Here is a 15742-nt window from a genome sequence, read left to right as displayed (position 1 = left end):
TCTGTGGCCGCGCTCGCCGCGCTACTCAATGACGCGTTGGCTCGCGTTTTTTCTGCTGGCGGTTACGGATGCGGTCTGCATGGCCGGGCCTACCGGCGCTGCGTCACAGTCACCCGTAATTTCCGCAGTGGGAGCGGGTTCTTCCGCGTCGTCGCCCATTGCATTTCCTGCCAGATTGACGGTCGGCATTCTCGAAGGAGGCTGGGCGCCGTTCGACATTCCGCTGGGCGGCCGGCTCGTCGGCGTCAGCGGCGAACTGTTGCGCGCGCTCGTGGGGCCGAACGTCGTCATCGAGACGAAGAGCTTTCCCGACATGGCCAAGCTGGTCGCCGCGGCTTGCGCCGGCGAGGTCGACCTGCTGACGAGCATAGCGCGCACACCGCAGCGCGAGCGCTGCCTCAGCTTTACGGCTCCTTACTTCCACTCGTTCGCCTCGGCCGTCGTGCGTCGCGACGACACCCGGCATGTGAACCCCACTGACCTCGCTGGCGCGCGTATCGCGATCGAGCGCGGTTTTGCGCGTGAGCGTTTGTTGCGCGCAGGTTTTCCTCGCGCGAGTATCGTCTCGTTCGCGAGCACGCACGAAGCGCTGAACGCGCTACTGCATGGCGATGCAGACGTCTACTTCGGCTTCACGCCGGTCGTGCAATACGAACTGGCGACCGACGCGTATCGCAATCTGCGCGTAGCGTTCGAGCAAGGCGGCAAAGCGCTCGATCTGCGCTTTGCCGTATCGCCTCGCCAGCCTGCTTTGCGCGATCAGCTGAACCGCGCGCTCGTGTCGATGAATCCCGCCGAGACTGCCGCGATACGCGCGCGCTGGCTGTCGGGCAACTTCAACGCGGCGCCCGCGCCGCATGCACCACGCTTCACGTTGACACCGGAAGAGAAGAACTGGCTGCGTTCGCTGCCGCCGTTGCAGGTCGGCTTCGACAACGACTGGGCGCCGTTCAGCTATGTTGATTCCGCAGGTCGCCCCGTCGGTCTGACCGCCGATTACCTCGCGTACCTGAGCAGCACGCTCGGTGTCGTGTTCAACCGCGCGCGCATGGCCGACTGGGCCGCCGCCGTCGAAGCGTTCCAGCGTGGCGACCTCGCGATGCTGTCCTCCACATCGAGTCGCGGCGCGCTTCTGGTAGGCGCCGACCATAGCCGTGTGTACGAGAGCGATCCGCTGGTGATCGTCGGGCGGAGCGGCGCGCCGCCCCCATGCTCGTTCGACGACATCACGTCGTGCCGCGTTGTGATGTCGCCGCACGTGGCCGGCTCGGTGCCGCTCGCGTTGGAAGCGGTGCCGGTCGATCACATCGTCGTCGCGGCGAGCCTGGGCGATGCGCTGCGCATGGTCGCGAGCGGCGAGGCCGACGTGCTGGTCGGCAACGCGGCCGCGATCAACGTGCAACTGCGGCAGCACTACGTCGGCGCGCTCAGGGTGCTCGACTCGCTCGGCGAATCCGACTCGTTGTATTTTGCTGTGCGCGAGGATCTGAGCCCGCTCGTCAAGCTGATCGATCGTGCGTTGCAGGCGATGCCGGCAGCCGAAAAGCAGCGCATCCGGCGCAAGTGGGTGAGTCCCGCCGCGCCGGACAACGCCGTATGGAGCGTGACCGCGGTGCGGCTGCTGCCGGTGCTGATCGGCATCGGCGTCGTGCTGCTGGTCACGTTGCGCGCGTACGTGCTGCTGCAACGCGAAGTCCGGCTACGCAAGCAGACCGAGCGCGAACTCGCACTGCAATTGAACTTCCAGGAAACGATGATGAAGACGGTGCCGTATCCGCTCATCGCGAAAGGCCTGGACGGACGGTACATCGCGATCAACGAGGCCTATGAGAAAGCGTGCGGGCTGGAGCGGAAGGACGTGCTCGGGCGCACGACGACCGAGGTCGGCACATGGGGCGACGCAAACAGCCGCGTGCTCGACGACATCACGGGCGAGATCCTGCGCGGCGGCGGCATCGCGAAAGTCGAACTCCAGTTCGAGGACGGCGCTGGCGAGACGCGGCATGGGATTTTCTGGACGAGCGTCTGCGAGGCCAGCGATGGGCAGCCGGCGTACGTGCTTGGCACGATGGTCGACATCACCGACATCCGGCGCGCTGAAATGCGTGCGCGCGAAACCGAACGGCGCCTGTTCGACGTCACGCGCTCGTTGCCCGCCGTCGTGTTCCAGTTGCGGCGCTCGCCGTGCGGCGCGTATTCCTTCCCGTACATCGGCGGCGACACGCGGCATCTGCTCGGCGAGGGTGATTGGCATGGGGGGGCACGAGTCGATTTCCAACGAGTGTCGGAGCTGGATCGGCCACGCGTTGTCGCCGGGCTCGAGCGTTCCGCGAGGCGTGCCTCCCCAGTGCATATGGAGTTCCGCCTGGAAAACGCCGGTCAACTAAAGTGGGTGCGAGCCGAGCTGGTGCCGCGGCGAGAAGCCGATGGCAGCGTCGTTTGGAGCGGCTATTGGGTCGATGCGAGCGTCGAGCGCGCGCGTTCGGAGGAACTCGCGCGGGCACGCGATGTGGCCGAGGCGGCCTCGCGCGCGAAGGACAACTTCTTCGCGATGATGAGCCACGAAATCCGCACCCCGATGAACGGTGTACTCGGTCTCGTCGAAGTGCTCGAGCGCACGCCGCTCAGTACCGATCAGAGCGAAATGCTCGGCATGATCCATGAGTCGGCGGGCGCGTTGCTGCAGATTCTCGATGATTTGCTCGATTATTCGAAGATCGAGGCGGGGCGGCTCACGCTCGAAGCCGAGCCGATCGATCTGCGCGAGCTCGTCGATAACGCGGTCGGCCTGCTCGCGGGGCGCGCCCACGAAAAAGGGCTGAAAGTGCGCGTCGACATCGCGACCGACGCCGCAGCGACGCTCCGTGGCGACAGCGTGCGTCTGCGCCAGATTCTGTTCAATCTGCTCGGCAATGCGATCAAGTTCACACCGAAGGGCGAGGTGGGTGTGAGCGTTGCGATCGTCGAAGATCGCGCGGATTCGCAGACGTTGGAGCTGACCGTTGAGGACACCGGCATCGGCATCGCGCCGGACGTGCAGGCGGGCCTGTTCGAGCCGTTCGTGCAGGCCGAGTCGTCCACCACGCGGCGCTTCGGCGGCACGGGCCTTGGGCTGACGATCTGCCGCAAGCTGATCGACCTGATGAAGGGCACGCTCGCGCTGCGCAGCGAACCCGGCCACGGCACGAGGATGATTGTGCGGCTGACGATGCCGATCGTCGAACAGCGTTATTCGATCAACGGTCTGCGCGGCAAAAGCGCCGTCGTGATTACGCGAGATCCGCGCATCGGCCGAGCCCTCGTACACTTCGGCGAGGCGCTCGGGCTCGAAATGCGCAGCCTCTCGGCCGCTGCGGCGACGCAGGGCAAAAGCGACGTCCTGAGCCGCGCGGATCTGCTGTTCGTCGGCGAGGACGTCACGTTGCCCGTACAGGTCGGCGCAAATGCGCGTGTCGTCACGCTGACCGAAAAACCGAAGCCGACGGGTTACCGCATCCTCGACGACAAGGTGCGCGTGAGCGTCAATCCGATTTCGTGGCGCGGCCTCGGCGCCGCATGCGCGGCCGCGATGACGGGCCTGTCGTCGATGTCCCCGATGGCACCGCGAGCGCCAGGCGTGTCGCTCTCGACCGATGGCGTCGCGCCGCCGCCTGATCGTGAACGCGCGATCGCGAGCGGGCGACTGATTCTTGTCGCGGAAGATCACCCAGTCAATCAGGAGTTGATCCGCCATCAGCTCGCCCTGCTGGGGTTCGCGTGCGACGTCGCGAACGACGGCGCCGAAGCGCTTCTCGCGCTGGAGCGCACGAGCTATGGCTGCCTGATCACGGACTGTCACATGCCGAACCTGTCCGGTTACGAACTGACTCGCCGTATCCGCGAAGCGGAGGCACTGCGCGGCGGCGCGCAGCGTCTGCCGATACTCGGCATCACGGCCAACACCGCGCCCGACGACCTGAGTTTGTGTCGCGAAGCCGGCATGGACGACAGTCTGATCAAGCCGACTCGGCTCGCCACGTTGCGCGACTACCTGAGCCGCTGGTTTGGCACCGACACCGTTCGGCACCCCGCGCCGGCAGAAACATGCGGTCGCGAATCGTCTGCGCTGGCCGGCGAGCGGCAGATCACTCGGCGCGTCGGTGTCGAACCGTACGTGCCCATCGAACTGGCACATATGGCGCAGTTATGGGGAAGCGGGTCGACGGTCAAGGCGTTGCTCGGTTCATTCGTCTCGTCGATGCGCGAAGACTTCAACGCGCTTGCGACGTTACTCGAACGCGAAGACATGGGGCGGGTGCCCGAGTGGCTGCATCGGGTGATGGGGGCGGCCAGCGTGCTGCAGTATCAGCCACTCGTACACGCGCTCGAAGCCTATCGTCGCGACATTGTCGCGAAGTCGGCCGAGCAGTTGCGTAACGAGGGGCATGCGCTAATCCGCCAATGCGAGGCGATGCTCGATGGGATCGAACAGCAGGCCGCATTGCTCGCCTAGCGGGCGGCGGGCGGTGACCTCGCGCGAATACGCGGCCGATTCAAACGGCCGCGACCAAAATCGGGACGAAAAAAAACGCGGCCGAAGCCGCGTTAAAGGTTTGGAGACATCCTTCGATGAAGGAGTCACTTCTCGCAAATCGAAGCATACCAGGAATAGCGTCATTTATTTATTACAAATCGAGCAATTAACTTTTCGATTAAATCGATTAAAACGATTTCGCGCTACGTTTTCGCCTGTATTTTAGGCATATCTGACGAATGCCTTTGCGCATTGCGCAGTTTGCTCATCGGGCCTTCTGTTTTAATCACAGTCCGGTTCGAATTAAGGCGGCCCGCGCAAGCCACCATCCCAACCTCACCGGCTCCAAATGATTTGCACTAGTATGTGGAAGCTCCGCACGGCCGACACGGGTGCCGCGGCGGCGCGTCAATGTCCGGAGAAGACCATGATTTCGCTGCGAAAATTGAACCTGGCCGTGGTGGTGTGGGCGCTTGCGTCGGGCGCTGCGTTCGCGGATACGGTTGCGCTGAAGGCGAATCTCCAGCCGTCGAGCGAAGTGCCGCCGCGCGTGAGTCACGGGCACGGCATGCTGAATGCGACCTTCGACACGTCCACCCAATCGCTGCAGTGGACTGTTACTTACGAAGGCTTGAGCGGTCCGGTCACCGCCGCGCATTTCCACGGTCCCGCGCCGGTTGGCCAGAATGCGAAGGTCCAGGTGCCGATCGAGAAGAATGGCCTCGCGAGTCCGATCAAAGGCACGGCGAAGCTGACCGAGCAGCAGGTCACGGATCTGATGGCGGGGCAGTGGTACTTCAATGTTCATACCGCGCAGAATCCGACGGGCGAAATTCGCGGGCAGGTGTTGCCGGCGAACTAGGCGTGGGCCTCGCGTGGGCCGAGCGCGCGTGCCGCGGCCAAAAGCAGCTTCACACCGTTAGAACCCGCCAACCGACGGCGCCCCGGCCACCGCCCGTACCATGACGGGACTTCAACGAAGGAGCATGTCCCGATGAGTTGGCAAAGCGCACTCGCTTGCTGGTATTTGCGCAGGCAGTTCCGGCCCGAAACCCTCAAACCGTCCATCAACGTCGAACGGGCGCGCGCGCTGACCGCGAAGCGGGTATGGTCGCCACGCGTGCCGCGCGGCTGGCATCTTCGCGAAACGTATGGCGCGGGCGACGCGCCGCTCGTCGGCGAATGGCTGGAACGCGTGGACGGCGGCACGGCCGGCGGCGCGGAGCCGACGGTCCTGTATTGCCACGGCGGAGGCTACTACTTCTGCTCGCCGCGCACGCATCGGTCGCTAACGTTCGCTCTCGCTACCCGCGCCGATGCGCGGCTCTTCTCCCTCGACTACCGCCTCGCGCCCGAGCATCGCTTTCCGGCCGCGCTCGACGACGCCACCGCCGCCTATCGACAACTGCTCGCGATGGGCATCGCACCGAGCTCGATCGTGGTCGCCGGCGACTCGGCCGGCGGCGGCCTCGCGCTCGCCACGCTAGTCGCGCTGCGCGACGCCGGCGCACCGATGCCCGCTGGCGGCCTGCTGTTCTCGCCGTGGACCGATCTGGCGACGACCGGCGCGAGCCTGCGCACCAACGACAGCGTCGATCCGATGTTCTGTGGCGCCTCGATCGGGCGCGCGGCCAAGGTCTATCTCGGCGACGCGCCGGCCACGCATCCGTACGCGTCGCCGGTCTACGCGGACCTGCGCGGTCTGCCGCCGCTGTTCTTGCAGGCGGGCAGCACCGAGGTGCTGCTCGACGACGCGCGCCGCGTCGCCGACAACGCACGCGCGGCAGGAGTCGATTGCGAATGCGAGGTGTGGAAAAACCTGCCGCACGTGTGGCCGATGTTCGCGCCGTTCATGCCGGAGGCGAACCGCGCGCTCGATCGCGCGGCCGCGTTCGTACGACGCGCGACGAGCCGCGCCGCGAACAGGGCTCAGGCGTCGAGCGTGACGTCGAGCGTCCGATAGACGGCTTCGATCGTTTGGTGGCCGTATTGCCGCTCGAGCCGCCGCACGGTGAAGTGCCCGTGCGCGACCTGCTGGAAGTGATCGATAAACACGGTGTTGACCATCGCGCCGAGCACCGCGCCGATCGCGGGAATCGATTTGGCAGCGATCTGTTCGCTGACCTGCACCGAAAAGCGCGCGGCGATCGCGTTGAGCAGCCGCAGCAGCGCCGCCGAGCCGTGGGTCGTAAAGCCCTTGCTGGCCACCTCGGACGACGCCTTCGACACCGCCTGCGCTAGCGCGCCGCGCATGAAGAAGTAGCCGAGGTCGGCGTCATCGTCCTCGCTCGATGTACCGCCCATGCCGAGCACGGTCAGGCATTGCAGCTGCGTGTCGACTGAGCTTAGGTCCTCGCCCTCGCTGCGCGCGATGTCGCAGATCGAGCGGAACATCAGCGTAGTCGTGACCGGCAGCTCGACCGGCAGCGCGACCAATCCAAACGCGCCGCCGGCCGCGCCGGTGGTCGCGACCGCGAACTTGTGCAGCAGGTTGTTCGGCTTGTCGGGCGCGAGAAGCTTGGCGTCGTCGCGCCGGCCGAGCGTGCGTAGCGCGATCGACAGACATTTGCGCAACGCGGCCTGCGTCGCATCGGACACTTTTTGGTTGGCGAACGCCGGAATGCGCGACAGCAGCTTCTCGATCGGCGCGCCGACGACACTCGCGAGCTTCATCGTGAGCGCGGGGCTTTCGAGCTGGTGTTTCGCGCGCCGCAGCGCGGCGAGATCCTGCTCCGATAAGGATGGTGCTGCGAGCGAACTCGGCTGCATGGGCCTCCCTGGCATGTCATGTCGTGGATACTTCAAGGTCAGTCTACCGCGTTGCAAGTCGCGTCCGTCCCGGTTGGAGCGGTCGCACCGTGGTATGATTCCCAATCTTTTGACACGTCAACTTTTGCTCCATCAAAAATGGCTGTCCATACCGCCGCCCACCATTCGAGTGGGCAAGTCTTACCGTTCCGCGAATCCCTGCTGGCCATGCTCGGCATCTCATTTGTCACGATGCTGGTCGCACTCGACCAGACCGTGGTCGGCACCGCGCTGCCCACCATCGTGTCCGAACTCCGAGGCTTCGAGTTGTACGCATGGGTCGCAACCTCGTATCTGCTGACCTCGGTGATCACCGTGCCGATTTTCGGGCGGCTCGGCGATTATTACGGGCGCAAGCCATTCGTGATTGCATCGATCGTCGTGTTTACCGGCGCCTCGGTGCTGTGCGGCGCGGCCAACAACATGCTGTTTCTCGTGCTCGCGCGCGGATTGCAGGGCATTGGCGGCGGCATGCTCGTCGGCACCGCGTTCGCATGCATTCCCGATCTGTTCCCCGATTCCGTCGTGCGGCTGCGCTGGCAGGTGCTGATGAGCTCGGCGTTCGGCATCGCCAATGCGGTCGGACCGTCGCTCGGCGGTTTTCTCACGCAGTACTACGGCTGGCGGTCGGTGTTCTATGTGAATTTGCCGGTCGGGCTGCTGTCGCTGTTTTTCGTCTGGCGTTTCCTGCCGCATCTGCGACACGTCGAACATACCGGCAAAATGCGGCTCGACTGGCCCGGCGCGCTGCTGATCGCGATCGCGCTTGGCTCACTGCAGCTGTCCGTCGAATTGCTGCCGAAGCACGGCATCACGCTGAGCGCGTTCGCGCTGCTCGGGCTCGCCGTCGCGTCGGCCATCTCGCTGTGGAAATGGGAAAAGCGCTGCCCGACCGCGATCCTGCCCGTCGACATGTTCCGCAACCGCAGTCTGGCCGCGCTGTTCACGCTGGCCGTGCTCGGCGGCTTCACGATGTTCTCGCTGCTGTTCTACGCACCGCTGCTGTTCCAGGGCGGCTTCGGCATGTCGCCGAAAGAGGCGGGCCTCGTGATCACGCCGCTCGTCGTGTTCATCACGATCGGCAGTATCGCGAACGGGCGTGTCGTGTCGCGGGTGAAGAATCCGAACCTGATGCTGTACATCGGTTTTGCGATGGTTGCGTTGTCATGCCTTGGCATCGTCGTCGCGACCCGTTCGATGCCGCAATGGGTGCTGATGTCGTTCATGGTCGTCGGCGGCCTCGGGCTCGGCTTCGTGATGCCGAACCTGACGATCTTCGCGCAGCAGACCGCGGGCCGCGAACACCTCGGCATCGCGACCGCGCTGCTGCAGTCGCTGCGGATGATCGGTGGCATGATCGGCACGGCGCTGACCGGCACGCTCGTGACCCACATGTACAAGAGCGGTGTGCGCGGTGCGCTCGAAGGCGCGGGTGCGTCGCACTGGTTCGCCGATCTGGGCGATCCGCAGATCCTGATCAATCGCGATGCACAGACCACGCTCGTCAATCAGTTGACGCACGCGGGCCACAACGGCGCGATGCTGCTCGAAAGCGCGCGCGAGTCGCTGGTCGGGGCGATTCATCTGGGTCTCGCGATGGCCGCGGTGATCGCCGTCGTGTCGGTGTGGCAAACCCGCCGCGTTCCGCGGATCAAGCTGCAGCGCAAGCTCGAGCCGGTGATTCACGCAGACTGATTTTTGGACTTGGTGTTGGACGGGCAGATTATGGAAGAACAGGACCGCGTTGCAGTCATGCAGCAATTTGGTCGCACGTATCGGGCGTTCATGTCGGCATTCGAGGCCCAGGTGGGGCACCCGTTGCCACGCTGGCGCATTCTGCTCGCGCTGCGCGAGCAGGCCGGCGAGTCGTCGCAGAAGCGGCTCGTCGAGCGGTTGCGCGTCGATCCTGGCGCGCTCACGCGACAGCTGAAGGCGCTCGAAGGGTTGGGCTGGATCGCGCGCAGCATGGATACGCGCGATAACCGCGTGACCAACGTGCGCCTGACCGAAGCGGGCAACGCCGCGACCGAAGCGAGCCTGCCGCGTCGCAATGCGTTCTTGCACGACACGATGGCCGGGTTGCCGGATGAGGCGCTCGCGGCGTTGTCGGGCGCGCTGAAAATGTTGGAGACGCGCATCGGCGAGGTGACGGCCAACGCCAGCGCCGCGACCGTGGCCGCCGCACCGCAGGAGATCGCTGGCGACGAGGCGGCGCAACGCGTGTGATCGCTGCTTCGCGTGTGGCGATAAAAAAGGCTGCGAGCCCAAGGGCGCACAGCCTTTTTCTTTAGCGGAACAGATCGCGCTTCAGTCACCGCGGCGTGGTCCGATCAGAAGAACGTCTCGATCACTTCCTTCACGCGATACTGCGGATCGACGACCAGCACCTGCTTCCACTTGTCGAACGTCAGGCACGGATGCGAGATGTCGAACGCGATCATGTCGCCCACTTTCAGATCGGCGCCGGCGGGAATCCGCAGATACGCGTGCTGGTCCATCAGACCGAAGATTTCCCAGCCTTCGCTCGCGGCGATGTCGCGCGGCGCTTGCTGGCCCGGGCGATAGTGGCGCGCCGGCTCCGGCATGCCTGTGTCGAACGCGGAGTCGCGTTTGCCGAGGCCGATGATCGCGCGATCCGGCTCGGGAATCGACTGCACGTACGCCCACAATTGCAGCGCCGGCAGCAAGCCTTCGCCCATTTTCTTCGCGACAGGATTGCGCTTGAAGATGTCGGTCTGCGCCTTGCGATAAATGCCGACGTCGTGCGTCAGATAGCAGCCCGGGCGCAGCACGACCTCGACCTTGCCGGATTGCGTCGCCTGCGCGAACTCTTCGGCGACCACGTCGTACCACGCCGATCCTGCGCCCGATAGCACCGCGGGCGAGCGCGCGAAACGCCCTTGCTCGACGAGCTCGCGCGTGACCGCGACCGCGCCTCGCAGGAACGCACGCACTTCGGGTTCTTCCTTCAGCACGCCTTCGTACAGTTCGACCCCCGCGAGCTTCAGCACGTCCGGATAGCGCGCGATCGCGTCCAGCACCGCGTTGCGCTGCGCTTCGTCGCGCACCCCGGTGCGTCCGCCCGGCACGCCGAGTTCGAGCAGCACCTGCAGCGGCTTCTTCACCGAGGTGAAGAATTCGCCGAGTTGCTCGACGCCTTCAGCCGAATCGACGAGGCAGAAGAATTCGAATTCCGGATCGCTGAGCAATTCGGCGATCATCATCATGTTGTGACGGCCGACCAGCTGATTCGCCATCAGGATGCGCGAGACGCCGCCGTGGTACGCCGCGCGCACCTGATGAGCGGTGGCGAGCGTGATGCCCCACGCACCGGTTTCGAGCTGTCGGCGAAACAGTTGCGGCGCCATCGTGGTCTTGCCGTGCGGCGCGAGCTTGACCCCGTATTCGGCAACGAACGCCTGCATCCACTTCAGGTTGTGCTCGACGCGATCCTCGTACAGTACGGCAGCCGGCAGGCTGACGTCCTCGGCGAGCAGGTTCCACTCGAGGCGCGCGGCGTCCTTCAGCTGGACGCTCGTGCCCGGAACCATGCCCAAGCCCTTGCTATAAGGATCAATCGTCGCGCCCTGATAGTTTGTAACTTTCATGTCTCCGTGCTCCATCGTCCGGGTAAATTGAGTCAGATTTGACTTTACCATGTTATCGAAAGTACGATGTCTGAACGAATGTTATTTAGTACCATGGGTTTCGAAGGCCGCCGGAGGGCCGCGAAAGCCGTGCCGCGAACCCCACCGCCTGCCATGAACCGTAGCGCCGAACCGCTCGCTTTCGACATCGTCGCGCGCATTGCCGAGTGCGCGCCGGAGTTGCGCTCGGCCGAACGCAAGGTCGCCGCGCTGATCCTCGACGATCTGACCGGCGCGTCGCGCGCGAGCATCGGCGCGCTGGCACAGCAGGCCGAGGTCAGCATCGCGACCGTCACGCGCTTCGCGAAGGCGGTCGGCTGCCGCGACGTGCGCGAACTCAAGCTGCGGCTCGCGCAGGCGGCCGCGGTCGGTCAGCGGTTTCTCGAGCGCGACACCGCAAGCGACGCACCCGAGCCGATCGCCACGCGCGTCTTCGACGAGCTGCAAACGGCGCTCGCGCACAATCATCAACTGCTGCGGCAGGCGCCGCTCGCCGAAGCGGCGGCCGCGCTGCGTAATGCGCGCATGATCTACGTGTTCGGCATGGGCGGCGGCTCGACCGCGCTCGCTGACGAAATGCGTTTCAGGCTCGTGCGCCTCGGCCGCCCGGTCGCAACCTATCAGGACGGGCTGTTGCAGCGCATGGTGGCGAGCACGGTGTCGCGCGAGTGCGTCGTGATCGCGCTGTCCACCACGGGGCGCGTGCCCGAGATGGTCGAGAACTGCAAGATCGCGCGCAGCTACGGTGCGACGGTGGTCGCGCTGACTGCGCCCGCGTCGCCGCTGGCGAAGCTCGCCAACTGGCTGATCCCGATCGTAGCGTTCGAAACCGATTTCATCTACAAGCCGTCGTCGTCCCGTTACGCGATGATGATGGCGCTCGATGTGCTTGTCACCGAACTTGCCGTCAGTCAGGGCGACGAGAGCCGCGAATTGCTGCGCCGCATGAAGCACGCGCTCGACGCGCACCGCGGCGGCGGCGATCGACAACCGTTAGGAGATTGATCCATGCATTCGCATCCCGAAGCCGCCGACACGCTGATCGTCGGCGCGCAACTGTACGACGGCACGGGCGCGCCGCCCGTCGAGCGCGACGTGGCGATCCGCGACGGGCGCATCGCCGCGATCGGCAATCTGTCGAACTGGCTCGCCGAAGAGGTGATCGAGGCCGAGGGGCGCGCGCTCGCGCCGGGCTTCATCGACGTACACACGCACGACGACACGCATGTGATCCGCTCGCCGCAGATGCTGCCCAAGATCACCCAGGGCGTGACGACGGTGATCGTCGGCAATTGCGGGATCAGCGCGTCGCCAGTATCGCTGAAGGGCGATCCGCCCGATCCGATGAACCTGCTCGGCGAGCGCGACGCGTTCCAGTACCCGACCTTCGCCGACTATGTGAACGCGGTGAACGCCGCGCGGCCGGCGGTGAACGTCGGCGCGCTGATCGGCCACACGGCGTTGCGCAATAACCAGATGGACCGGCTCGATCGCGCGGCGACTGCCGAGGAAATCGAGCGCATGTGCGCGCAGCTCGAGGAAGCGCTCGCGCACGGCGCGCTCGGTCTTAGCTCGGGACTCGCATACGGTTCGGCGTTCGCCGCGCCGACCGAGGAAGTGATGGCGCTCGCCGAGCCGCTCGCGGCCGCGGGCGCGCTGTACACGACCCATATGCGCACCGAGTTCGACGCGATTCTCGACGCGATGGACGAGGCCTACCGCGTCGGTCGTCATGCGCGTGTGCCGGTCGTGATCTCGCATCTGAAGTGCGCGGGGCCGTCGAACTGGGGGCGCAGCGTCGAAGTGCTGAAGTCGCTCGAAGGCGCGCGCGGCGGGCAGCCGGTCGGTTGCGACTGCTATCCGTACAACCGCAGCTCGTCGACGCTCGATCTGAAGCAGGTGACAGGCGACATCGACATCACGATCACGTGGTCCGAGCCGCATCCGGAAATGGCGGGCAAGCTGATCAAGGAAGTCGCGGCCGAATGGGGCGTCTCGCAGCAGGAGGCGGGCAAGCGCCTGCAGCCGGCCGGCGCGGTCTATCACAACATGTCCGAAGACGACGTGCGGCGCATCCTGTCGCATCCGGCGACGATGGTCGGTTCCGACGGCCTGCCCAACGATCCGCTGCCGCATCCGCGACTGTGGGGCGCGTTTCCGCGCGTGCTCGGTCACTATGCGCGCGATGCCGCTTTGCTGCCGCTCGAGGAAGCGGTGCGCAAGATGACGAGCCTGTCCGCGCGCCGCTTCGGACTCGCGCAACGCGGCGAAGTGCATATCGGTTATCACGCCGACCTCGTGCTGTTCGATCCGGCGAAAGTGCATGACGTGGCGACGTTCGACAAGCCCCAGCAGCCCGCTGCCGGCATCGACGCGGTGTGGGTCAACGGCGTGCTGTCGTATCGCGATGGCGCGGTGACGGGCGAGCGGGCTGGCCGGTTCGTCACGCGCGGCGCGCCGTCGAAGGGCGATGCGCAGGGCGCGTTCTGATTTTTTATCGATTGATGACGGCACGCGCGGCGAGGGCGCCGCGCGTGCCCGACTTTTTAAGGAGTGTGACGATGAAGCGATATGGCGTGGAAGGCGGAAAGGGAACGGGCGGTCAGGTGATGCCGTTCGCGCGCGCGGTCGAGGCGGACGGCTGGCTGTTCGTGTCGGGCCAGACGCCGATGGAAAACGGCGAAGTGATCAACGGCGGCATCGTCGAGCAATCGCACAAGGCGATCCAGAACGTGTTCGCGATCCTGAAGGAAGCGGGCTATGGCGCCGAGCACGTCGTGCGTTGCGGCGTGTGGCTCGACGATCCGCGCGACTTCGCGTCGTTCAACAAGGTGTTTCGCGAGTATTTTGGCGAGAATCCGCCGGCGCGCGCGTGCGTGGTGTCGTCGATGGTGATCGACTGCAAGGTCGAGGTGGATTGCGTCGCTTATAAGAAGCCGGCGGCCTGATCGCTTTGATGGCTTTCATGTGACGAGGGCGCCGCAGGTCGTGATGGCCTGCGGCGCCCTCGTCGCGTTTACCGCTGTTTTTTGTGTTGGCGTTACTGCCGCGCGAGCCGCATGTTGTCCGGCATCGGCAGGTTGTAGTTGGTGCGGAACGGGTTGATGTCGAGCCCGCCGCGACGCGTGTAGCGCGCGTAGACGGCGAGCTTCAGCGGTTTGCACATCTTCATGATGTCGACGAAGATTCGCTCGACGCATTGCTCATGAAACCCGGTGTGATTGCGGTACGAGATGATGTATCGCAAGAGGCCCGCGTGATCGATCTGCGGGCCCGTGTAGTGGATCTGCACGCTGCCCCAGTCCGGCTGACCGGTCACCGGGCAGTTCGACTTCAGCAGGTTCGAGAACAGCGTTTCCTCGACCGGCGCTTCGTCGTGCGCCGCGCTCAAAAGTGACGCGTCCGGCTGATAGACGCTCGTCTCGAGTTCCAGCCGGTCGAGCGACAGGCCGTCGAATTCTTCCATTTTCAGCTTGCCGAATTCGTGCGGTGTGCTCAGATGTACCGACACGGTCGCGCCGCACGACGCGGACACGTCGCGCCTGATCGTGTCGCGTACGCTCTCGGCCGAGGCGAACGCGGTCTGCGCGAACGAGCCCAGATACAGCTTGAACGATTTCGACTCGACGATGTTCGGCGAGTCGGCCGGCACGAAGAACGTCGCGACCGCGATCTGCGGCTTGCCGCGCGCGTTCAGCCACGACAGCTCGTAGGCGTTCCAGATGTCGGTGCCGAAAAACGGCAGTCGCGCGGTAATGCCGATCGCCTCGCGCGCATTGCTGCGCGCAATCGGAAACAGCAGCGTCGGATCGTATTGTTCGGTGTAAGTCGAGGACTTGCCGAGCGGGGATTGTTCGGGTGTCATGATGCGTTCACGATGCCACTGAGCACGTGCCCTGTCGCCGTTACGACGCGGGCCGATTCGCAGTGGCCGATCTGATCGTCGAAGAAAAAGTCGGGCTCGAACTCGCGCAGAAATGCGCTTTTGTCGAGGCCGCCGAGGAACATCGCTTCGTCGATTTCGATGTTCCATGCCATCAGGGTGCGGATCGCTCGCTCATGCGCGGGCGCCGAACGCGCCGTCACCAGCGCCGTGCGAATGCGCATCGGCGCGGCCGCGTCCGCGAGTTTTTGCAACCGGTGCAGTGCTTCGAGCAGCGGCTTGAGCGGACCGTCCGCGAGCGGCAGATGCTTATTGTCGATCTCGTGACCGACGAACGCGCGCAGGCCGTCTTGCTGGAAGATGCGTTCCGCTTCGTCGGAAAACAAGACCGCGTCGCCGTCGAACGCAATGCGGATTTCGTCCGGGTACTTGCTCGCCATTTTCGCCGATTCCGGCAACACGCGTGCGGCTGGGAAGCCAGCGGCGAGCGCATCGCGCACGTCCTGCTGATTCGCCGACAAAAACAGCGAAGCGTTCAGCGGCTTCAGATAACCGAACGGCGCTCGGCCGCGCGTGAACACGCCGCGCTCGATCGCGAGCCCGTGTTCGCGGCAGGAATGAAAAGCACGCAGACCGCTGATCGGATCGCTGCGCGACAGGATCACCACTTCGACGCGATGACCGCCGGCGTTCAGCGCAAGCAGCTTGCGGATCAGCGGAAACGCGACGCCCGGTTTCGCGGGCACGTTCAGACGCTCGCGCTGCAACGCTTCGTAAGCCTTCAGGTCGCCGGCCTCGTAGACACGGTTCTCTTCCTCGAAGTCGAACAGCGCGCGCGACGAGATTGCGACCACCAGTTTGTCGACGAGCGAAAGCGCCATCGTTGCGTTC

12 protein-coding genes are annotated in these 15742 nt (G+C 65.1%); 8 read left to right on the top strand and 4 right to left on the bottom strand.

Annotation, left to right across the window (positions count from 1 at the left end; all coding sequences use genetic code 11):
• Positions 1-79 precede the first annotated feature (79 nt).
• The 3 genes from HDG39_RS00760 (at position 80) to HDG39_RS00750 (ending at position 6476) form a co-directional block, all read left to right on the top strand.
• On the top strand, positions 80-4492 hold the full coding sequence (locus HDG39_RS00760; protein WP_260327464.1) for an ATP-binding protein: 4413 nt from the start codon (positions 80-82) through the stop codon (positions 4490-4492).
• A 448-nt stretch (positions 4493-4940) separates the two neighbouring features.
• Entirely contained in the window at positions 4941-5375 is a 435-nt protein-coding gene (locus tag HDG39_RS00755) for a CHRD domain-containing protein (RefSeq protein ID WP_184002458.1), read from the top strand.
• A gap of 132 nt (positions 5376-5507) precedes the next feature.
• Positions 5508-6476 (top strand): alpha/beta hydrolase, encoded by a 969-nt coding sequence (locus tag HDG39_RS00750; protein ID WP_184002456.1) that lies wholly within the window; start codon positions 5508-5510, stop codon positions 6474-6476.
• Here the strand turns inward: HDG39_RS00750 and HDG39_RS00745 are convergent.
• A complete protein-coding gene (locus HDG39_RS00745) occupies positions 6443-7282 on the bottom strand; it encodes an EcsC family protein (protein ID WP_018419382.1) in 840 nt (279 codons plus the stop codon). The two genes, HDG39_RS00750 and HDG39_RS00745, sit on opposite strands and share 34 nt — an antisense overlap.
• A gap of 138 nt (positions 7283-7420) precedes the next feature.
• On the opposite strand from HDG39_RS00745, the gene HDG39_RS00740 reads away from it, so the two are divergent.
• Positions 7421-9016, top strand: coding sequence for an MDR family MFS transporter (locus HDG39_RS00740; protein ID WP_184002454.1), 1596 nt, complete (start codon positions 7421-7423; stop codon positions 9014-9016).
• Between the two features lie 30 nt (positions 9017-9046).
• Positions 9047-9547: a MarR family winged helix-turn-helix transcriptional regulator gene (locus HDG39_RS00735; RefSeq protein ID WP_184003183.1), complete on the top strand. Its 501-nt coding sequence runs from the start codon at positions 9047-9049 to the stop codon at positions 9545-9547.
• Between the two features lie 104 nt (positions 9548-9651).
• Here HDG39_RS00735 and HDG39_RS00730 read toward each other — a convergent pair whose 3' ends face one another.
• On the bottom strand, positions 9652-10929 hold the full coding sequence (locus HDG39_RS00730; protein WP_184002452.1) for an amino acid deaminase: 1278 nt from the start codon (positions 10927-10929) through the stop codon (positions 9652-9654).
• Between the two features lie 153 nt (positions 10930-11082).
• On the opposite strand from HDG39_RS00730, the gene HDG39_RS00725 reads away from it, so the two are divergent.
• From HDG39_RS00725 to HDG39_RS00715, 3 genes are all read left to right on the top strand, one after another.
• Positions 11083-11973 carry a MurR/RpiR family transcriptional regulator gene (locus HDG39_RS00725; protein WP_018419386.1) on the top strand — a complete coding sequence of 297 codons (891 nt, stop codon included), beginning with the start codon at positions 11083-11085 and terminating at the stop codon, positions 11971-11973.
• Positions 11974-11976: 3 nt separating this feature from the next.
• Positions 11977-13458 carry an N-acyl-D-amino-acid deacylase family protein gene (locus HDG39_RS00720; RefSeq protein ID WP_184002450.1) on the top strand — a complete coding sequence of 494 codons (1482 nt, stop codon included), beginning with the start codon at positions 11977-11979 and terminating at the stop codon, positions 13456-13458.
• 71 nt (positions 13459-13529) lie between these two features.
• Positions 13530-13916: a RidA family protein gene (locus HDG39_RS00715; RefSeq protein WP_008923846.1), complete on the top strand. Its 387-nt coding sequence runs from the start codon at positions 13530-13532 to the stop codon at positions 13914-13916.
• Positions 13917-14008: 92 nt separating this feature from the next.
• Here HDG39_RS00715 and queF read toward each other — a convergent pair whose 3' ends face one another.
• Both queF and HDG39_RS00705 read right to left on the bottom strand, forming a co-directional pair.
• Complete coding sequence (gene queF, locus HDG39_RS00710) at positions 14009-14833, bottom strand: NADPH-dependent 7-cyano-7-deazaguanine reductase QueF (protein WP_184002448.1); 825 nt, start codon at positions 14831-14833, stop codon at positions 14009-14011.
• Positions 14830-15732 (bottom strand): 5'-nucleotidase, encoded by a 903-nt coding sequence (locus HDG39_RS00705; protein WP_018419389.1) that lies wholly within the window; start codon positions 15730-15732, stop codon positions 14830-14832. The genes queF and HDG39_RS00705 overlap by 4 nt, the downstream gene beginning before the upstream one ends.
• Positions 15733-15742: the final 10 nt, after the last annotated feature.

The organism is Paraburkholderia lebeckiae (assembly GCF_014201005.1).
In the GTDB taxonomy this organism is placed as follows: Bacteria; Pseudomonadota; Gammaproteobacteria; order Burkholderiales; family Burkholderiaceae; genus Paraburkholderia; species Paraburkholderia tuberum.
The sequence above is the reverse complement of the archived record's forward strand: the minus strand, read 5'-3'. Positions and strand labels throughout refer to the sequence as shown.